Here is a 20,507-nt window from a genome sequence, read left to right as displayed (position 1 = left end):
ACGCACTTATGCATCGCGCTGAGCCTGTTGTTGCTTCGCCTCTCCGGAGGGAAAACGGCAGGCTTGAATGGATGAATTTATGAGGACGAAACTAATGCGTCTCCGCACGGCACTTCTGGCCATGACGTCGATGGCAGCCGCCCCGACGATCGCCATGGCGAGCACCATCACCGGCCCGTATGTCAATATCGGCGGTGGCTACAACCTGGTTCAGCAGCAGCACGGCCGCTTCTCGCCGACCACACAGGCTGATGGCACGACCAGCAACAACGCAAGCAGCTCGCGCTTCCGTCACAAGGACGGCTTCACGGGCTTCGGTTCGTTCGGTTGGGGCTTCGGCAACGGCCTGCGCGCTGAAGTTGAAGGCGTCTACAACTACTCCCAGATCAACCACCGCACGCCGACGGCCGTCCCCGGCTCGACGAGCGGTTCTGACCAGTCGTATGGCGGTTTCGTCAACGTGCTGTATGACATCGATCTGGCTCAGTTCGGCATCAACGTGCCCGTCACGCCGTTCGTCGGTGTCGGTGCTGGCTACCTGTGGCAGCATTACAACCCGATCACCACGGCTTACAGCAACGGCGCTGTGAACCGCGTTGGTGGCACGCAGGGTGGCTTTGCCTACCAGGGCATCGTCGGTGCAGCATACGACATTCCGGGCGTCCCGGGCCTCGCGCTCACGACCGAATACCGTATGATCGGCCAGACCTTCACGGATGGCGCATATCGCTCGACGAGCTGGAACCGCAATGGTTCGGGCCTCCACAAGGGCAATGTGAACTTCGATCAGCGCTTCAACCACCAGTTCATCCTGGGCCTGCGCTATGCATTCGACACGGCTCCCCCGCCGCCGCCGCCGGTTGCCGTGGTTGCTCCCCCGGTCGTGCAGCCTGCCCGCACCTATCTGGTGTTCTTCGATTGGGACAAGTCGAACCTGACTGGCCGCGCTCGTGAGATCGTCGCCCAGGCAGCTCAGGCTTCCACGCACGTCCAGACGACGCGCATCGAAGTCAACGGCTACACCGACAACTCTGCTGCTCACCCCGGTGCACGCGGCCAGAAGTACAATATGGGCCTCTCGGTCCGTCGCGCACAGTCGGTCAAGGCTGAGCTGATCCGTGACGGCGTTCCTGCCGCTGCGATCGACATCCACGGCTACGGCGAACAGCACCCGCTGGTCCCGACGGGTCCGAACACCCGTGAGCCGCAGAACCGTCGCGTCGAAATCATCCTGCGCTGATTTCGGCCTGAGAAAGAGGCCTCCCCGGAGGCCTCTTGATCGGTTCAAGAATAAAGGCCTCCGGTATTCGTGCCGGGGGCCTTTTTCTTTGCAATCTCCCCTTGTCTCACCGACCAAAGTATTACATATAAGTAATGTATTCGGAGGATAAGCAGTTCACGCTTTGCCCCTCCGGGGAGGTTGGCCATGGCTCAGACTTATCATATCGATCGTTCGGACCGCACCGGCATTACGCCGCTTCATCATGAGGGCGAGAATGTCTTCCTCATGCTCGGCGCTCTCGTGGGTGGGCTTTTCGCTCTTGGGGCGATCGCTTTGCTGACCCTGTGAACGACATGTTCCTACGGCGCAAAAAAGCCCCGGTCTCCCGGGGCTTTTTTATTCCAGACAATGTCATCCCGAGTTTTACTCAGATAGCATCCCGCAAGGCACTCAGCTGATCAGTTGCTCAGACCAATCTGCTTGATATCGTGAAACGCCAGATCGGGGTTCATCTCGACCATACGGCGCATCATGAAGTTGGAGCTCGCGAGGAAAACAGGATCGCCATCGAGATCGTCTGCCATGGCTGAGCGGTTTGCCATTGAATAGGCCTCGATCTTGGTGCGTTCGCCTGTCACCCAGCGAGCGATCGTATAGGGGGTCGATTCAAACCCGATAGCGACGCCATATTCGCCCTGCAAACGCGACTGCAACACGTCGAGCTGAAGTGTGCCGACGACGCCCACGATGGGTGGCAGCCCATCCTGCGGGCGAAACAGCTGCACAACCCCCTCCTCTGCCAGCTCAACAAGCGCCTGACGCAGCTTCTTGGCTTTCATCGCGTCATCAAGGCGCACACGGCGCAGGATTTCGGGCGCGAAATGCGGCACGCCCGTAAAGCGAAGCTCTTCACTCTCGCTAAGCGTATCGCCAATGCGCAATGTGCCGTGATTGGGCAGTCCCACAACGTCACCCGCAAAGGCCTCCTCCGCAAGCTGACGATCACGCGCAAAGAAAAACTGCGGCGTGTGCAGCGCAAACTGCTTGCCTGTGCGGACGTGCTTCAGACGCATGCCACGCGTAAGTCGTCCCGAGCAGATACGGGCGAAAGCCATACGGTCGCGATGGTTGGGGTCCATATTGGCCTGGATCTTGAAGATCAGCGCCGTCACCTGCTCCTCGTCGGCCTTGACCTCACGCGTCTCACTGGGCTGGGCACGCGGCTCGGGACCATAAGCCACCAGGGCATCGAGTAGATCGGTCACGCCAATTTCCTTCATGGCGCTTCCGAAAAACACAGGCGTCAAATGCCCGGCGTCGAAAGACTCACGGTCGAACAAGGGCAGCGCAGCCTCGGCGAGTTCGAGCTCTTCGGAAAGCGCAACCATACGCGCATCGGATTGCGGGAGCGTCGCAGCCTCACCGCGTATCTCACGCGTGCGCATGTCATAGGTCCCGGCAAAATGTCCGGCACGCCCAATCGGCCATGTGGCAGGCGAGGTATCCAGCGCAAGGGTCGACGCAATTTCATCCAGTAGCCCGAAGCAGTCCTGCGCCTCGCGGTCCATCTTGTTGATGAACGTCACGATAGGAATATCGCGCAGGCGGCAGATCTCGAACAGCTTGCGCGTACGGTCCTCAATACCCTTGGCTGCGTCGATCACCATGACGGCGCAATCGACAGCTGTCAGCGTACGGTAGGTGTCCTCGGAGAAGTCTTCATGGCCCGGCGTGTCGAGCAGATTGAACACGCAGCCGCCATATTCAAAAGTCATGACCGAAGTCACAACCGAAATGCCGCGGTCACGCTCGATACCCATCCAGTCGGACTTGGTACGGCGGCGCTCACCCTTCGCGCGTACATTGCCTGCAAGCTGGATGGCGCCACCCGCACGCAGGATACGCTCTGTCAGGGTCGTCTTACCGGCGTCAGGATGCGAAATGATGGCGAAGGTCCGGCGTCGCCGGATCTCGCTGGCAAGGCCCGTGGCAGAAACGGAGGCGGACGCGGCTTCGGACATCGAAAACTAACCTTCGGTAAAACGGCAAATACCAGAAACGACAAATGCCGGACCGGGGGTGAACCCGATCCGGCATTGGCCAGAAACACCCGGAAGAAACGGGTCTTTTAGCGCGAGTAGAACTCGACCACGAGGTTCGGTTCCATCTGCACGGGGTACGGCACATCGGACAGACGCGGGCTGCGAACGAACTTGCCCTTCATCTGGCGATGATCGACCTCGATGTATTCCGGCACGTCACGCTCGGCGGACTGGGCGGCATCGAGAACGACAGCAAGCTGCTTGGACTTCTCACGCACTTCAATGACGTCGCCGTCACGGACGAGGTAGGAAGGAATGTTCACCTTGCGGCCATTGACCGTCACGTGGCCGTGGCTGACGAACTGACGGGCAGCGAACGGGGTGATCGCGAACTTGAGGCGGTAGATCACCGCATCCAGGCGACGCTCCAGCAGGTCGATCAGGTTCTCTGACGTATCGCCCTTACGACGGACGGCTTCGTCATAGTACTTGCGGAACTGCTTCTCGCTGATGTTGCCGTAGTAGCCCTTGAGCTTCTGCTTGGCCATCAGCTGGATCGAGAAGTCGGAGGGCTTCTGCTTGCGGCGCTGGCCATGCTGACCGGGGCCGTATTCCCGCTTATTGACCGGCGACTTGGCACGGCCCCACAGGTTTACGCCCAGACGGCGATTGATTTTATACTTGCTCTCTTGGCGCTTGCTCATGTGCAAGAACTCGCTTCGACTTCGGGTTGTCCTGACGCTGCGCGACAACCGCATGTTGCGCCGGTAGGCCTTCCCCCGAATTAGGAAAGACGGGCGCATCCCTCGAACCGCTGTCACGGGATGCAGAACCCGATCTGACAACGGCCGGCATGTCCACGTTCCCGGCAATAGCGGCGGCTCCTACAGGACCCCCTCTGCGGTGTCAATCAAATTTGCCCGTATCTGCGGCGGCAGGGTGGGCCTTTCATCCGATCGCATCTGTCAACGCAAGCCCGCGTGGCTCACAAATTTCGGATCGACGGAACAACCCAAGGTCGGCTGCGTCTGCATGGATGCACGCCATGTCTCATGGCATAATAATCACAAGTTATCCGAGGGAGGACCACCATGGCCATTTTCAAGTTCAATCGTGCTGCCGGGCGCAAGCTTGACGAGCAAGCAAAGGTTGCGGCCATCAACCCGGCCGGTGCCCCCGCACCCAAGGCTCCGCATGAGAGCCTCATCAAACGCGCTTTCAAGCAATATGGCATGTCGCAGCTTTCCGTCTCGCACATCACGGTGCGCGACAGCACCATCGCCCTGAAGGGCAAGGCTGAAAGCGCGGCCGAACGCGATGCCATGATCCTCGCCGCCGGCAATATTGCCGGCATCGACACGGTGCATGCCGATATCACAGTGCCAGAGGGCACCCCTGCTCCGGTATTTCATCAGGTCTCACCTGGGGAGACGCTGCATGCCATTGCCGAAAAGACGGATGCGGATGTCACGGCAGAGGATTTGCACAAGGCTAACGAAGCCGAGCTGGCCCATCATGACGGCGTCTATCCCGGCCAGACGATCCGTATCCCGGAGGCCTGATCTCGCCAAAGCCCACCGATTACTGAGCAATAAGCGGGGCCTGCTCAGGCTGGCTCCGCACAGGCAGGGGGCAGCGTTCCCTGCCCCTCTCGCAGTTTGCGCCGTAGCGTAACCACCAGTCTTATCGACAACAGGACCGACAAGATACCGAGCCCGGTAGCCAAGCCAATCCAGAGCCCCGAAGCCCCGTAACCTGCCTTGAACGCCAGCCAGTCGCCTCCGAGGATGGATACGGGGATATAGGTCACCACCATCAGAACCATTGGCATGAACGTGTCATGGCAACCACGCAGGGCACCAGAACAGACGCATTGCACGCCATCGAGAATCTGGAAGATCCCCGCAATTTTAAGAAGCGTCACAGCCAGCGGAATGACCTGTGCCGCATCCTGACCATGCGGATCGACATAGAACCCGGCAATATATTCCGGGAAGACGAGCAGGATCGTAGCGGTAAAGCATGTCCACAAAACCACCAGCATGACCGCCCCGAGCGTGGCGCGCAGGGCCGCCGCAGGAGCACCAGCACCCAGCCAGTACGCAACCCGGATATTCACCGCCTGAGAGAGCGCCAGACTGATCATGAATGCGGTACTGGTCACGCTGAGCGCTATCTGATGTGCCGCCGACGAGACAGCCCCCAACGCGCCAGCGTGAAGCCCTGTCATCTGGAATGCCAGCAATTCTGCGCCCGTCGCGCCCATCATGGGCAGCCCCAGACGCAGCATTTCCATCATGGCGCGAGGATCGGGGCGCGTCAGCCGAAGATGCGGCCTGAGTAAGGACTGACGCCGGGCGAGGATTACCAGCAGGATGGCAACCGACCAGCCCGTCACGATGGTCGCGCAGGCCGAACCCCACAGCCCCATACGCGGCAGACCAAAGCGCGCATGGATCAGACCGGCATTGAGAAAGCCGTTCATGACCGCCATACCCGGCATGGTCCAGAGCAGCAGACGTTCACTGCCAAAAGCAGGCAGGATAATGCGCAGCAGCCCAATGATGACCAGATTGGGCAGGAGCGCCCATAGCAGCAGATGCATGAAGCGGCTGCCCTGTGAAACGATCAGGGCGGGCTCGTTGAAGAAACCGAGCAGAGACCCTGCGGGCAGCAGAATGGCCAGCACTGGTAGACAGAGCAGCAGAGCGAGCAAGACGCCTGATGTCACGATGCCAGAAAGATCTTCCAGACGCTCCTGCGACGCGAAGGCACGGCCGCGTGCCCGCGCGATGAGGATGCTGGCCCCACCCAGCGCCGCCTGAAACGTGATGAACGTGCAGAAGAAGAGGTTGGTGGTCATGCCACCCACCGCCAGCGCCGTGGCACCCAGACCGCCAAGCAGCACCGTATCGGTGACATTCATGGCCATTTCGCTCAACTGCGAAAAACTCAGCGGCGCGGCAATTCTGATAAGCGCACGCAGGTGTTCACCCCAGCGCGGGGCCGTTGCGGAAGAGCGAATTTCTGTCATGCAGCCCTGATTATAGCAGTGCCGAAAGAAAACCAGCACCAAAAGCCGTAAATTAGAGTTGCATGGGGCGCGGGGCTGACGCATCTACTCAACTCCATGGCCACCCCACCCTATACCCTGTCCCTTCATGACAGCCAGACGCGGCGGAAACAGGTTTTCACGCCCCTGGACCCTGAAAATGTGCGCGTTTATTACTGTGGACCCACGGTTTATGACGCCGTGCATATCGGCAATCTGCGTGCCATGCTCAGCGCCGACATTCTGGTCCGCCTGCTGCGTGCGCTGTTCCCGCGTGTGACCTTTGTCCGCAACATTACGGATGTGGATGACAAGATCACCGCCAGGGCGCGGGATAATGGTGAGGATATCGCGAGCCTGACGGCCCGCACGACCATCGCCTTTCATGAAGATGTCGCGGCGCTGGGCATCCAGCCACCTGACATCGAGCCCCGCGCCACGCACCATATCGACGACATGCTGGCGATGATTGCCCAGCTAATCGCAAGCGGCCACGCCTACGAAGCAGAAGGCCATGTTCTCTTCGCAGTCGATCGCTGCGCGAGTTATGGCACCCTGTCCGGACGTAGCCCGGACGATCTTCTGGCTGGTGCACGGGTAGAGATCGCGCCCTACAAGCGTCACCCCGGTGATTTCGTCCTGTGGAAGCCCTCCGCGCCGGAACAGCCCGGATGGGACAGTCCGTATGGCCGCGGCCGCCCCGGCTGGCATATCGAATGTTCGGCCATGTCCCATCGTTATCTGGGTGAGAGTTTCGACATTCATGGCGGGGGCGACGATCTGCTTTTCCCACATCATGAGAACGAACGGGCCCAGTCTCTCTGCTGCAATCCGGGCAGCAGCTTTGCGCGATACTGGCTGCATAATGCCATGCTGCTCTCCAATGGGGAAAAAATGTCCAAGTCTCTGGGCAATTTCTTCACCATTCGCGAGGTGCTGACCCGTGCCCCGGCCGAGGCGCTGCGCCTGCTTATGCTTGGTGCCCATTACCGTTCCGTGCTCGATTTCACCTGGGAAAAACTTGAGGACGCGAAGCGGACGCTCGATCGCTTCTATCGCGCCCTTGAGAAACACCCGTCTGTCGCACCCGGCGCAGTCGATGCGGATTTCATGTCCGCCCTTTGCGATGACATGAACACACCTCTCGCCCTCTCCTGCCTGCACCCGCTGGCCGATGCTGCCCTCGCTGGCGATGCACAGGCAGCCGCTTCGCTCAAGGCTTCTGGCGCCATGATCGGCCTGCTTGGCCAGTCGGCCGATGACTGGTTCCGTGCCGGATCGGATGACGGAGCTATTGATGCCCTGATCGTCCAGCGCGCCGAAGCCAAGAAAGCACGTGATTTCGCCCTGGCAGACTCCATCAGGGCCGATCTGGCCGCGCAGGGGATTATTCTTGAAGATACCGCACAGGGAACGAAATGGAGGCGCGCATGACGGGTCGTGATGGTGGCGCCGATATCGGACCGATCGGGGCCTTCAGCCCGGTCGTGATTCTGGTGCGTCCGCAGCTTGCCGAAAATATCGGAACGACGGCCCGTGCCATGGCCAATGGCGGTCTCTTCCATCTGCGTATCGTCGCGCCGCGTGATGGCTGGCCGCAGGAGCGCGCCTGGTACGCCTCTTCCGGTGCCGACCGGATTCTGGACGAGGCGCAGGTTTTTGACACCGTGGATGAGGCTGTTGCCGATCTCCACCACGTCATGGCGACCTGCCCGCGCCCGCGCCATATCGTCAAGACCGTCATGACGGCCCGTGGTGCCGCATCGGAACTGCGTGCAATTGCCGATCGGGGGCTCAAGGCAGGGCTGCTTTTCGGTCCCGAGCGCGCAGGGCTCGATAATGAGGACATGGCGCGCGCCGACATCCTGATACGCTATCCGCTTAACCCCGATTTCATGTCACTCAATCTCGCTCAGGCGGTGCTGATCATGGCCTATGAGTGGTGGATGGCTTGCGAGACCACGCCGCCGCGCACGTTGATGACAAACGAAACCCATGTAGCGACCAAGGGTGAGCTGGAAAACTTCCTCGGCCATCTTACGCGCGATCTCGATGAGTGCGGTTTCCTGCGCAATGAGCAAAAACGTCCTGGTATGGTGCGCAATCTGCGTCATCTGTTCCAGCGTGGGGAAGTGACCGAACAGGAACTCCGCACCATGCATGGCGTCGTGACAGAACTCTCCAATGGCCGCAAAGCCCGACAGCAATAGGCGTCAGACGATGTTCAACGGCGTCCATCATATCGCGATCATTGCCTCGGATTATCAGAAATCGCGCAGCTTCTATACAGAGGTGCTGGGGCTGGAAATTATCCGTGAGGTCTGGCGTGCGCAGCGGCAGTCATGGAAATGCGACATCGCCATTGGCGATACCCAGATCGAGCTTTTCTCGTTTCCAACCCCACCTTCACGACCGACCCAGCCGGAGGCTGCCGGGCTGCGTCATCTCGCCTTTTCCGTGAGCGACATGCAGGACGCCGTCGATCATCTGACGGGTCATGGCGTAGCCTGCGAGCCGATCCGTACTGACCCGTATACAGGCAAGCTCTATACCTTCTTTACCGACCCTGATGGCCTGCCGCTGGAGCTCTATCAGAGCTGACCGCAGAACCGTTAGTCCGAGAAAAGGCCGAGAGTAGCGGCTGCCGCACGACACTATCCCCTCCCTGATCTGGGGGCTACGCCCGTGATACGCCGTCTGGAGCAGGAGCAAACTGTTCATGCGCCAGAGCGCATCGCCTCCTGCTCACGAGCCGCATAGAGGGCAGAAAGCGGCGGGGCCACCTCCTCAAGCGAACGGTTTTCGGCATCGACACCCCAGATCCAGGCGACAACACTGGCCACCAGCATCAGAGCGGCAGCCACGAGATACCCGACGACCAGCAGCGAAAGCCGGCCTGTGCCAATCAGATGGCCGAAGATGACAGGTGCCGCTACACCCCCGAACAGGGTGCCCACAGCGTAGAAGACGGCGATGGCAAATGCCCGCATTTCGAGCGGAAACAGTTCGCTTGCGGTGAGATAGGCTGATGATGCTGCCGCCGAGGCAAAGAAGAAAATCGCGCACCATGAGAGCGTCTGGGTCGTGGCTGTCAGCAGATCAGCCCCCATGGCCCAGGCAACGATAACCATCAGGGTGCCTGATATGGCGTAGCTCAGGCCAATCATGCGGCGCCGCCCCCAGGTATCGAACCAGCGTGCCAGAACAAGGGGGCCGATCAGATTGCCGATTGCGAGCGGCAGAATGTACCAGCCAACTTCGCGCGCTGAGACGCCGTGATACTGGGTGAGAACCATGCCGTAGGTGAAGAAAACGGCGTTGTAGAGAAACGCCTGCGATATCATCAGGACCAGCACATAGAGCGACCGTCCGCGATAGCGCTGCACCATGATGCGGATCATCTCCATCGGGCTGAAAACCCCGGCCGGATAGATAAGTACCGTGGGCAACTTGCTTGCCCATCCGCCCTGCGGTTCGGCACAATGCGATTCAACGTGGCTGACGATGGCATTGGCCTCCTCCACACGTCTGTGAGTGATAAGCCAGCGCGGGCTTTCCGGCACGAAGGTGCGCAACAGCAGCACAGCCACACCAAGCAGGGCGCCGAGGGCAAAGGCCACGCGCCAAGCCAGCCATACAGGGATAAGCGCGGTATTCAGCAGCCAGACCGAGCCTAGTGCGCCAAAAGCCGCCCCAGCCCAGAAGGTGCCGTTGACCATGACATCCACTCGCCCCCGCAGCCGGGCTGGCACGAGCTCGTCGATGGCAGAATTGATGGCGGAATATTCCCCCCCAATACCCATACCCGTCAGGAAACGGGCAACGGCAAAGCTGCCCAGGTTCCAGGAGAAAGCCGATGCGCCAACGCCCACGACATAAAGGGCCAGAGTGAGAAAGAAGATCTGCTTTCGACCGAGCTGGTCCGTCATCCAGCCAAACAGCAACGCCCCCAGCACAGCACCTGCGACATAGGACGACGAGGCAAAACCAATCCCATCGGCGCTCAGACCGAGCGTATCGCCGCGTTCGAGCGATGGGGCCAGCGAGCCAATGATGGTGACCTCCAGCCCATCCAGAATCCAGGTAATGCCAAGGGCCACGACGATGAGCATGTGGAAACGCGACCAGGGCAACCTGTCCAGTCGGGCCGGAATATCCGTCTCGATGGGCCTGCCATGGTCTTTCACGCTGTCTGCCCGATGCGATTGGTCGGAAAATGAATGCACAGAGCGAACCCCTCACCGATTACAGAATTTTTAATCTTTGATATCGGTTCTGACGCATCGCAGCTGCAAGGGTTCGCCGGCTCACTTTAAGCTGAGCCAGCGAACGCAGATCCCTAGTCGCGTCTGAACCAGCCTTTGCGGATCGCACGACGAACCAGCAGGAGGGCTACAAGGACCAGAGGAGCCCAGACCACGGCCTGAATCAGGAAAAACCAGACGTCGCCCAGTGTCTCCATGAAAATCTGAGTGCTCTCGTTCCATCTCTGTCGGACAGGTGTGGACGTTGCCCTCGCACCCTCGAAGCTGACATCGACCCTCTCGGTATCAATGCGGCGGGAGAGGCCGTTCTTCTCCTTCTGTGCATCTTCAAGCGAGGATTGTACTTCAGAGAGTTCCTTGGCGACCTTGATCAGGTCGTCGGTACGGCCGGCACTCTGGGCCTCGAGGGCTTCCAGCCTGTCGCGGTAGGCCGTCATCTGCGCCAGACGCCGATCCACATCAATAACGTCATTTTGCAGATCGGTCTCGCTCGTTGTCGCTGCACGCGTGACGATATTACGGCTTTCCTCGCCCGGCAGGGGCGATGACACGGCTTTGATAAAGGCCTCGACACGATCATGGGGCAATCGCACGGCGATGCGGGCAGAATGTTGCGATACGCCCTGCCCCAGTTCCTCCGTATTCTCATTCGACGATACAAGTTCGCACGACACCGCCGCTGTGCAGGCCGAGCGCGCTGCATCCAGATGAGCACCGACAAGATGATCGGGGACAGTAAGGTCCAGCCGGTGCTCGTAGGCCATGAACGCCTGCCCGGCCCGTTGACTGACACCATGTTTGAAGAAGCGCGGGCTCATTGCCGGTGCGGGGGCTACGACGGCCATGATCGGTGGAGGAGGACCCTCTTCGCGTTGCGTGGTGTGACGGTGCTTGCAACCAGGCAGAAGCGCGAGGGTCAGAAAGACGCCGGATAAGGAAAGTAACCGTAGGGCTCGTTTGGAAGAACTCATATCACCTGCCATCTCTCTGCCCGGATTTGGGCAAATCGCCACCAGCAACGTGGCCTCATGTCAGGCTGGGCGGGAAATAGGGCGGAATTCCGCATCAGGCCGGTTCATTACTTTATGATGCCTGAGAGGACAGAAGTTATCCCCAGATTCAAGGAACAACTCTGCGGATCAGCCTGTGCATAAGCTGTTCACGAGCTTGGATAGAATCTGATGACAGGCCTTTTGGATCGATCCACAGACTGCGCGTGAATCGATCCTGATGTTGACGAAACGCCTAGCCGGCCTTGGATTTTAACGAAGCGATCAGCTTTGCCATGACGATCTCGGGCGTACCTGCACTATCCACAGTCACCACATTCTCATCCGGGCCTGGCGGCTCCAGCGTGGCAAGCTGGCTTGGCAGCAGCGATGGCGGCATGAAATGGCCGATGCGATGCTTCAGGCGCTCGGCAATCGTGCGCTCGCTGGTCTCGAGATAGACGAAGGTGACATCCAAACCGCTACGCAGGGTGTCGCGATACTTGCGCTTGAGTGCCGAGCAGGTCAGAACACCCCCGGTTGCCGCATGATCACGAAGCCATTCGTGGCAGATCTTGAGCCACGGTGCGCGGTCTGAGTCGTCCAGTGGGATGCCGCTATGCATCTTGGCGACATTGGCCGGCGGGTGGAGATCATCCCCCTCCTGAAACGGCCATCCAAAATGATCGGCAAGCCCCTGTGCCACGGTTGTCTTGCCGCAGCCCGACACCCCCATGACGACAAAAAGCCCGGGCGCCGCACGATCGGCGGCAGGGTTATGCGCAGCGCTCATGCCTTGAGCCTCTGCAGACCGGACACGCCCGCCACCAGCACTTCGGTCGTGATGTCCAGAAACAGCCCATGATCAACCACACCCGTGATCGAGATGATGCGGTCAGCCAGGCCACGCGGGTTTTCGATGCGCTCGTAATCGCAATCGATGATGATGTTGTGGTTGTCGGTCATGTAGAGCGACCCGTCCTCATTACGACGCGGTATGCAGCTCTTGGCACCCGTCTGACGCAGCAGGTTCTCGACACGCTCCCAGCCCCAGGGGATAATTTCGACGGGCACAGGCATATGAGTGCCGAGATCCGTCACAATCTTGCTCTCATCAACGATCACGATGAACTTGCGCGCCGAGACCGCCACGATCTTCTCACGCAGCAACGCGCCGCCGCGCCCCTTGATGAGGAATAGCGAGCCGGTCTGGACCTCATCGGCGCCGTCAATGGCGACATCGAGATACGGATCATCGGCAAAATTGGTGATGGGGATGTTCAGGCTCTGGGCCTGGGCCGCGCTGGCCTCTGAGGTCGGAATTGCGCGTATCTTGAGCCCTTCACGACGGACGCGCTCTCCGAGCGCGTCGATCATGAACTTTGCGGTGCTGCCCGTGCCAAGACCAACGGCCATGCCATCTTCGATATAGGCAATGGCGTGAGTCGCAGCCTCGCGTTTCAGCTCGGCGACACGTGCTGCGGCATCCTGTGCGCTGAGATCAGCCATTTGCCAGATCTCCGGCAGCTGCCTTGTCCGTAAGGAACACGACCTCACCTTCCGACGTGATATGCGATGACGGCAACGAGGCGTCACCCGCCCTCACACGTGCAAGCATCTCGGCTTTGCCTGCCCCTTCGATCAGGAACACGACAGCACGGCTGGAATGGATGGCTGTGTAGGTCAGTGACACGCGGTCATGCGGTGCGTTGTCAGGTGTGCAGGCCGCCACCCATTTCCCGCGCTCCTGCAGGATAGGCTGACGCGGAAAAAGCGATGCCGTGTGACCGTCGGGGCCCATGCCCAGCATGACCACGTCGAAAAGCGGGCGCCCCGGGATGAGGTGATGGCTGCCATAAACATCCACCAAGGCGGCCTGATAAAGAGCCGCATCATGCTCGGGTGTGCCATCGGCCGGGATGGGATGAACGTTCTCGGGCGGCAGGTCGACCTGATCGATCAGGATTTCGCTCGTCATGCGGAAATTGCTGTCTTCATGGGTGAAGGGCACATGCCTGTCATCACCAAAGAAGATCTGGGTACGACGCCACGGAAACTGGGCGGCATAAGCCGGCTCAGCCATGATCTTGAACAGGCGCTTGGGGGTCGAGCCACCCGAGAGCGCGACAACGAACGGGCCGTCTTTCTTTGCAAGCGCCTGATCGAGAAGCCACTGCGCCATCTTGCGGGCTACGGCCTCGCCATCTTCCAGAACCACGAGCCGGGCCGAGGTCACATCATGTCCACTCATCTATCTCATTCCTTCTTCTAGGGCTTCCAGGGGGGCCTTGCGCAGCGCCGTCGCGCCGCTATGCCGCACGACGATTCCACTTTCAGGCCCGCGCCTCAGGCCGCGCCCGGTGCACGGGGGAGAACGTAGTCACGCATGGCTTGCGCCCAGCCATCTGCGTCGTTTCGCCCTGTCGTCACATGGGCATGAGCGCTGACTTCCTCACTGGCATTTCCCATTGCGATGCCGAGCCCGGCAATGCTGAGCATCGGGACATCATTGGACATGTCCCCAATGCAGGCAACCTCACTCATGGGTATGCCAAGCCGCTCTGCCAGAGCACGAGCAGCGAAGCCCTTATTGGCATCCTTGTGCGTGATATCGAGGTAATAATCCGACGACCGGTGCACACTGGCCTGCCCTTTGAGCATGGCCCCGATCTCGATTTCCATACGCTGCAGAAGCGCAAAATTGCTGCTGGCCGCCATGATCTTGCCGACACCGGCCATGTAGGGTCGGAAGTCAGGAACGACAACGGGCTCGATACCGACCGATTTGCGTTCATGGGCCACGTAATAGGCGCCCGGATCGCGGATCAGCCAGTCATGGTCACGAAACAGCCAGGTGTCGATTTTGTGAACCGACAGGGTATCGCAGGCCGAGACCACGCAGCTTTCGGGCAGGACGAGGTGAGAGAGAATCTCGTCATCCGGGCTGACAATCAGACCACCATTAAGTGCTCCGAAAGGCGTCTGGAGCGCCAATTCGCGATGGTAGCGCAAAATACCCTCTGCCGAACGGGAGCTGACCAGACACAGGGCAATCCCGGCCTTAGCCAGATCCTGCGCGGCCGCGAGTGTCGACGGTGCCAGGGATTTGTCAGGGCCGATCAGCGTGCCGTCGATATCGGAGACGACAAGCCGAATTCTGGATGCCTCGGGCGGGAGAGCATCGTGAATGGCATCCAGTTCGATTGTCATATGGTCTCCTGTCGTTTTTCCAACGATCTTAGTTGTTCAGATCAAGCCAGCGACGACCAGAACGCGCGAGTAGCTCATCGGCTTCACGCGGGCCGTCCAGTCCGCCCGGATAGAAGCAGAGCGGGGACTTGTCAGCGATGTTCTGCGTGAAGGCAGGTTCCACAATGCGCCAGCCTTCTTCGATGGTATCGGCGCGCTGATAGAGCGTCTGGTCACCGATCATGCAGTCATAAATCAGCGTCTCATAGCCGGTGCTCGGCCCCTCGCTGAACCAGTCGGAATAGTCGAACTTCATGCGCACACCGCCGAGGCGGACCGAAGGACCCGGCACCTTGGCCGAAAACTGCATGGTCACGCCTTCGGTCGGCTGGATATGCAGCACCATGATATTGGGGGTGAGCTTGTCCACCGGCGTATCGCGGAACAGCGCAAAGGGTGCCTGCTTGAAGTGAATGGCAATCTCGGTCTTGCGACGACGCAGACGCTTGCCTGTGCGCAGATAGAACGGCACGCCAGCCCAGCGCCAGTTATCGATGCGCAGCTTCATCGCCACATAGGTTTCTGTCTGGCTGCCCATCGCGACATCGGGCTCCTCGCGATAACCGCGAAGCGCCTCAGCCTCATCACCCACGCCGAAAGAACCGCTGACATACTGACCGCGCACGACCTGAGAGAGGTCGATGGGCTGGATGGCACTCAGCACCTTGGCCTTCTCGTCACGCACGGCCTCGGCATCGAAGGAGGTCGGGGCTTCCATGGCGACCATGGAGAGAAGCTGCATCAGATGGTTCGGCACCATGTCACGAATGGCACCCGTGCTTTCGTAGAAGCGACCGCGGCGCTCGACACCAACGGTTTCCGCTGCCGTGATCTGCACGTGATCGATGTTCTGACGGTTCCAGAGCGGCTCGAAAAAGCCGTTAGAGAAGCGAAGGGCAAGAATGTTCTGGACCGTTTCCTTGCCGAGATAATGATCGATACGATAGATCTGGTTTTCGTCCAGCGAGCGCAGCAGACGGGCATTCAGCGCCTTGGCTGACTCCAGATCCGCACCGAAAGGCTTTTCGATGATCACGCGGCGGGAGATTGTATCGGTCTGCTCGGCCAGCCCTGACTCACCCAGAAGATCGACGATCGGACCAAAGAACCTTGCAGCAACTGCGAGGTAGAACACGGCAGAACGCTCACCGAGACGTTCCTTGAGCGCCTCAAAGGTCGAGAGCTCCTCAAAGGAGCCACGCAGATAGGTGATGCTTTGCGAAAGGCGATCCCACACATCCTGACGCAGCGTCGTGGCGTTGGTCCCACGCTTGCTGACGAAGTCATCCAGCGCGCCCTTGAGTTGCTCGAGCAGCCCCCCAGTCGTCATCTCGGCCCAGTCGACCACGATGATCGAGAAATCCTCACTGAGAAGACCGGCGGAGTCCAGATTATAGATAGCAGGGACGAGAAGACGTTTGGTCAGATCGCCACCACCGCCGAAAATGACCATGGACCCGGGAGGCGCCTGTCGAACCCCACGCGTTGTCTCGTTGTTGGACAATGCCGCATGTGCTGAAGCGGAAACGTCGACCATATGCCAAACCTTTTTAGTCGATAATCGGAAAGCCGGAGTGCGAGCGGGAGCATTCGGACTCCCGCTGGCATTCAGGCAGACAGCTTAGAGAAAAAAAAAGGGCCGGGACCAGAGAAGGTCCCGGCCCGTCATGTCACTTCTTCTCGACGTGGCCGCCGAAACCAAAGCGCATGGCAGAGAGGATCTTCTCTGCGTAGTTGTTGCCCGAACGCGAGCGGAAGCGCGTGAAGAGCGATGCCGTCATGACCGGCACCGGCACCGATTCCTCGATGGCCGCTTCGATCGTCCAGCGACCTTCACCGGAATCGGCCACTTCGCCCGAGAACTCGGAGAGGGATTCGTTCTTGGCAAGTGCATCGGCCGTCAGGTCGAGCAGCCAGGACGACACGACGCTGCCGCGACGCCAGACTTCAGCAATATCGGCCATGTTCAGGTCGAAGCGCTGGTCTTCCTGCAGGACCGGCGAGTTCTTCGACTTCATGACGTCGAAGCCTTCAGCGAAAGCCTGCATCATGCCGTATTCGATGCCGTTATGGACCATCTTGACGAAGTGACCCGAGCCGGCCGGGCCGCAATGCAGATAGCCTTCCTCGGCACGCGGTTCGAGGCCCTCACGGTCACGACCGATGGTGCGCACAACGTCACCCTTGCCCGGTGCCAGAGCCTTCAGGATCGGGTCGATATGATCAGCCGAATCCTTGGTGCCGCCGTACATCATGCAATAGCCGCGATCGAGGCCCCAGACACCGCCCGACGTGCCGACGTCGATGTAGTGAATGCCCTTCTCCATCAGCTCATGAGCGCGACGGACATCGTCCTTGTAGTAGCTGTTGCCACCATCGATCACGATGTCGTCCTTGCCGAGCAGGCCGCGCAGTTCCTGCACGCAGGCTTCGGTGATCTCACCGGCCGGCAGCATGACCCAGACGATCTTGCGCTCTGCCGAAAGCTTGCTGACCAGATCGGCCACCGAGTTCGCGGCGATCGCACGGCCCTTTTCGGCACGGTCGAACGTCTTGGTCACAACTTCAGGCGTGCGGTCGAACAGCACGACGTCATGACCATGACGGGTCAGGCGCACTGCAATGTTGCCGCCCATACGGCCAAGGCCAACAATACCGATTTGCATCTCTAAAACTCCTGCACAGTTTTCCTGTGCCCTCTAACTACCACGTCAAAAAACAATCCGCCCCGTCGGAGCGGGGCGGATTGCGTCAGTCTCAGACGGCTTTCTTGATGACCGTCGCCAGTTCGGCGAGGCCAGCTTCAAGCGGTCCCTTGATATGCACTCGCAGGGCGCGACGGCCACGCTCGGACAGCACGTCGAAATCGCCGCGCGCCTGAGCTGCCTTCACCACACTGAACGTGAAGCGTTCACCCGGCACAGCGAGATCGGCATGATCATCTGCCGTGATCTGAAGGAACACGCCGCTATCAGGGCCGCCCTTATAGGCCTGGCCGGTCGAATGCAGGAAGCGCGGGCCGAATTCGGCTGCCGTTGCGACCCTGAGCTGGTCACGCAGGTTGAGGCGAACGTTCTGGATCCACTCGCGCGTCTTCAGATCACGCTCCACATAGGCGAGAACACCCACGTAGTCGCCAGCCTTCACGCGACCGAAATGCGCCTTCAGGATTGCCAGCGCGTCGCCACCGCCCAATGCCTTGGCATTGGTGTCGTCAGCGAAGAACTCGAACGCACCCGAGGTTGCAAACGGCGTCTCGGCCGGAAGCTTGCCCGTCTCGTTGAAAGCGGTCGTGAGCTTCTTGGTCTCGATCTTGCTGAACTCGACATCCGGCTGGTCGAACGGATCGATTGCCAGCACCGAGCCTGCAACAGCCGTGGCATATTCCCAATGGAAGAATGCCTGGGCGATATCGAGCTTGTCAGCCAGGTCGATCGTCACAACCGGCTCACCAGCGGCAACGAGAGCGGCAATGGCCTTTTCCTGGTTCGGGCAAGGCGCATCCGTCAGGCGCAGATAGGCGAAGACGCGATCCTTGCCGTAAACGTCCGGCGCACCGAGGGTCTCGTCATCAATCGGGATCAGGCCAGTGCCCTTTTTGCCGGTCGATTCAGCCAGAAGCTGCTCAAGCCACGCGCCAAGGTCATAGATCGCAGGCGAAGCGATAATCGTCACCTTGTCACGACCAAACTTCGTTGCGGCCGCACCAAGGATGGCACCGAGCTGAAGCGCCGTGTTCTGCGCCGGCGGGGTGCTGGCCGAAGCGCCCTTGACGGAACGCAGAGCCGATTCGAGGAATGCGCGAACGTTCAGACCGGCAGCGGCTGCGGGGACGAGACCGAAATTGGACAGCACGGAGAACCGGCCACCAATCTGCTTCTCACCGTAGAAGATCTTCCAGAAGCCATCGCCCTTGGCCACCTGCTCCATATGCGAGCCAGGATCGGTCACGGCAACGAAATGCTTGCCGGGGGCCGAGCCGAGCGCCTTTTCGGCAGCGGCGAAGAAGTAGGCCTTCAGAATGTTCGGCTCCAGCGTGCCGCCCGACTTGGACGAGACGATGAAAAGCGTATTCTTCAGGTCAACGGCGTTCTCATACGTCTTCACCTGCTGCGGGTCCGTGCTGTCAAGCACGTGCAGCTTGGGGAAGCCTGCGATCTGGCCGAAGGTTTCCGAAATCACTTCCGGACCGAGGCTCGAACCGCCCATGCCGAGCAGCAGCACATCACTAAAGCCCTTGGCCTTGACTTCGCTGGCGAAGGCTTCGAGCTCGGCGACATGAGCCAGACGCTCATCGACGATATCGAGCCATTTCAGCCAGCTGGCTTCGTCACCGCCAGTCCAGACAGAGGCGTCCTTGGCCCAGAGCTTGCGGCCCTTGCCAGTCTTGCGCCAGTCTTCGAGAACCGCATCAGAGGCGGCTTTCAGATCGGCCGGAAGCTCGGCCTTCTGCTCGATCAGTTTGGACCCGAGAAACGTGGCCTGCTTGTTTGCTACCGCCCCAAGCAGCTGGTCGAAAGCGTCGCAGAACGAAGCGCAGCCTTCTGTTACAAGGGTCTTAGTGACGCCATCGAGGTCGAGGCCGAGCTTGGCCTGCTGCTCGAGCACCTTGAAGGCATCCTCCACGTTTTCGGTCAGGCTGGCACGCAGCTTGCCATGATCACGGAAGGCATCGAAGGTTGCGGGCGGGATGGTGTTGACCGTGTCCTCACCGATCAGCTCTTCAACATAAAGAACGTCCGAGAAGGTCTTGTCCTTGGTGCCCGTGGAAGCCCAGAGCAGACGCTGCGGCTGGGCGCCAGCAGCAGCCAGCTTCTTCCAGCGCTCGGAAGCGGTCACTTCGAGATAATGCTGATAGGCAACCTTGGCGTTCGCAATGGCAACCTTGCCACGCAGAGCCTTCAGCGCCTCGGCATCCTTGTCGCCTTCCTTCACGCGACGGTCGATGGCACCATCGATCTTGCCGTCGATGCGCGACACGAAGAACGACGCCACGCTGGCGATCTTGCTGATATCCTTGCCCGCTGCATGACGGATCTCAAGGCCCTTGATGTAGGCTTCGAGAACGTTCTTGTAGGCTTCGAGCGAGAAAAGAAGCGTGACGTTGACGCTGATGCCTTCCGAGGTGACTTCCTGGAATGCCGGAACACCCTCAGGCGTGCCCGGAATCTTGATCATCAGGTTTTCTTCGCTCACGGCAGCCCACAGGCGGCGGGCTTCGTCAGCCGTGGCCTTGGTGTCGAAAGCGAGATAAGGCGAAACCTCAAGGCTCACATAACCATCAAGGCCCTTGGTCTGCACGAATACCGGGTGCATGACCTTGGCAGTTGCCTTGATGTCGGTGATGGCGAGTTTCTCGTAGAGCTCACCGGGGGAGAGGATTTCCTCGGCCAGCAGATCCTTGATCTGGGCGTCGTAATCCGTGCCATACCCCATGGCCTTCTCGAAGATGGCCGGGTTGGAAGTGACGCCACGCAGGCCGTCTTCGTCCACCAGCTTCTGCAGGCTGCCATCGGCAGTGTAGGATCTCTGGATGAAGTCCAGCCAGGGTGACTGGCCAAATTTGGAAAGGTCACGCAGCGGGTTCCCGCTCGTGGCGGCACCCTGCTTCTGTTCGACGTCCATGACGTACTCCTGTCTGTCCACCTGACGGGCTCCCTGTGGACACCCGTCTCAGCTCAGGTCGGC

At 60.0% G+C, this 20,507-nt stretch carries 18 protein-coding genes; 6 read left to right on the top strand and 12 right to left on the bottom strand.

Annotated features, from left to right (window positions below; all coding sequences use genetic code 11):
• Window positions 1–94: 94 nt before the first annotated feature.
• Together F3J08_RS01220 and F3J08_RS01215 are read left to right on the top strand one after the other, a co-directional pair.
• Window positions 95–1,240: an OmpA family protein gene (locus F3J08_RS01220; protein ID WP_122039845.1), complete on the top strand. Its 1,146-nt coding sequence runs from the start codon at window positions 95–97 to the stop codon at window positions 1,238–1,240.
• Window positions 1,241–1,426: 186 nt separating this feature from the next.
• A complete protein-coding gene (locus tag F3J08_RS01215; RefSeq protein WP_023978550.1) occupies window positions 1,427–1,570 on the top strand; it encodes a hypothetical protein in 144 nt (47 codons plus the stop codon).
• Window positions 1,571–1,680: 110 nt separating this feature from the next.
• Here F3J08_RS01215 and F3J08_RS01210 read toward each other — a convergent pair whose 3' ends face one another.
• Window positions 1,681–3,243 (bottom strand): peptide chain release factor 3, encoded by a 1,563-nt coding sequence (locus tag F3J08_RS01210; protein ID WP_122039844.1) that lies wholly within the window; start codon window positions 3,241–3,243, stop codon window positions 1,681–1,683.
• A 107-nt stretch (window positions 3,244–3,350) separates the two neighbouring features.
• Window positions 3,351–3,968: a 30S ribosomal protein S4 gene (gene rpsD / locus F3J08_RS01205; protein ID WP_023978552.1), complete on the bottom strand. Its 618-nt coding sequence runs from the start codon at window positions 3,966–3,968 to the stop codon at window positions 3,351–3,353.
• Window positions 3,969–4,355: 387 nt separating this feature from the next.
• Here rpsD and F3J08_RS01200 point away from each other — a divergent pair, with 387 nt between their 5' ends.
• Entirely contained in the window at window positions 4,356–4,826 is a 471-nt protein-coding gene (locus tag F3J08_RS01200; RefSeq protein ID WP_023978554.1) for a LysM peptidoglycan-binding domain-containing protein, read from the top strand.
• Between the two features lie 44 nt (window positions 4,827–4,870).
• On the opposite strand, the gene F3J08_RS01195 is transcribed toward F3J08_RS01200, so the two are convergent.
• Window positions 4,871–6,298, bottom strand: coding sequence for an MATE family efflux transporter (locus F3J08_RS01195; RefSeq protein WP_166928109.1), 1,428 nt, complete (start codon window positions 6,296–6,298; stop codon window positions 4,871–4,873).
• A 96-nt stretch (window positions 6,299–6,394) separates the two neighbouring features.
• On the opposite strand from F3J08_RS01195, the gene cysS reads away from it, so the two are divergent.
• The 3 genes from cysS to F3J08_RS01180 are packed head-to-tail and all read left to right on the top strand — an operon-like array spanning window position 6,395 to window position 8,917.
• Window positions 6,395–7,750, top strand: coding sequence for a cysteine--tRNA ligase (gene cysS / locus F3J08_RS01190; protein WP_166928108.1), 1,356 nt, complete (start codon window positions 6,395–6,397; stop codon window positions 7,748–7,750).
• Entirely contained in the window at window positions 7,747–8,526 is a 780-nt protein-coding gene (locus tag F3J08_RS01185; protein WP_171840683.1) for an RNA methyltransferase, read from the top strand. The genes cysS and F3J08_RS01185 overlap by 4 nt, the downstream gene beginning before the upstream one ends.
• Complete coding sequence (locus F3J08_RS01180) at window positions 8,501–8,917, top strand: VOC family protein (RefSeq protein ID WP_240149054.1); 417 nt, start codon at window positions 8,501–8,503, stop codon at window positions 8,915–8,917. Before F3J08_RS01185 ends, F3J08_RS01180 begins: the two co-directional genes overlap by 26 nt.
• A gap of 116 nt (window positions 8,918–9,033) precedes the next feature.
• On the opposite strand, the gene F3J08_RS01175 is transcribed toward F3J08_RS01180, so the two are convergent.
• From F3J08_RS01175 to F3J08_RS01135, 9 genes are all read right to left on the bottom strand, one after another.
• On the bottom strand, window positions 9,034–10,503 hold the full coding sequence (locus tag F3J08_RS01175) for an MFS transporter (RefSeq protein WP_240386549.1): 1,470 nt from the start codon (window positions 10,501–10,503) through the stop codon (window positions 9,034–9,036).
• Window positions 10,504–10,655: 152 nt separating this feature from the next.
• Window positions 10,656–11,426, bottom strand: coding sequence for a DUF4349 domain-containing protein (locus tag F3J08_RS01170; protein ID WP_166928107.1), 771 nt, complete (start codon window positions 11,424–11,426; stop codon window positions 10,656–10,658).
• A gap of 400 nt (window positions 11,427–11,826) precedes the next feature.
• On the bottom strand, window positions 11,827–12,363 hold the full coding sequence (locus F3J08_RS01165) for a gluconokinase (protein ID WP_166928106.1): 537 nt from the start codon (window positions 12,361–12,363) through the stop codon (window positions 11,827–11,829).
• Window positions 12,360–13,079: a ribose-5-phosphate isomerase RpiA gene (rpiA, locus tag F3J08_RS01160; protein WP_062164970.1), complete on the bottom strand. Its 720-nt coding sequence runs from the start codon at window positions 13,077–13,079 to the stop codon at window positions 12,360–12,362. The genes F3J08_RS01165 and rpiA overlap by 4 nt, the downstream gene beginning before the upstream one ends.
• Window positions 13,072–13,821 carry a 6-phosphogluconolactonase gene (pgl, locus tag F3J08_RS01155; RefSeq protein ID WP_166928105.1) on the bottom strand — a complete coding sequence of 250 codons (750 nt, stop codon included), beginning with the start codon at window positions 13,819–13,821 and terminating at the stop codon, window positions 13,072–13,074. The genes rpiA and pgl overlap by 8 nt, the downstream gene beginning before the upstream one ends.
• Before the next feature lie 95 nt (window positions 13,822–13,916).
• A complete protein-coding gene (locus F3J08_RS01150; RefSeq protein ID WP_062164972.1) occupies window positions 13,917–14,780 on the bottom strand; it encodes a Cof-type HAD-IIB family hydrolase in 864 nt (287 codons plus the stop codon).
• 28 nt (window positions 14,781–14,808) lie between these two features.
• Window positions 14,809–16,356: a glucose-6-phosphate dehydrogenase gene (zwf, locus tag F3J08_RS01145; protein WP_166928104.1), complete on the bottom strand. Its 1,548-nt coding sequence runs from the start codon at window positions 16,354–16,356 to the stop codon at window positions 14,809–14,811.
• A 133-nt stretch (window positions 16,357–16,489) separates the two neighbouring features.
• Window positions 16,490–17,485 (bottom strand): phosphogluconate dehydrogenase (NAD(+)-dependent, decarboxylating), encoded by a 996-nt coding sequence (gnd, locus tag F3J08_RS01140; RefSeq protein ID WP_166928103.1) that lies wholly within the window; start codon window positions 17,483–17,485, stop codon window positions 16,490–16,492.
• Between the two features lie 91 nt (window positions 17,486–17,576).
• Window positions 17,577–20,444: a bifunctional transaldolase/phosoglucose isomerase gene (locus F3J08_RS01135; protein ID WP_166928102.1), complete on the bottom strand. Its 2,868-nt coding sequence runs from the start codon at window positions 20,442–20,444 to the stop codon at window positions 17,577–17,579.
• Between the last annotated feature and the right edge of the window lie 63 nt (window positions 20,445–20,507).

Origin of the sequence: Asaia sp. As-1742 (genome assembly GCF_011753235.1) — a bacterium.
Lineage (GTDB): Bacteria > Pseudomonadota > Alphaproteobacteria > Acetobacterales > Acetobacteraceae > Asaia > Asaia bogorensis_B.
This window is presented reverse-complemented; position numbering and strand designations above follow the sequence as displayed.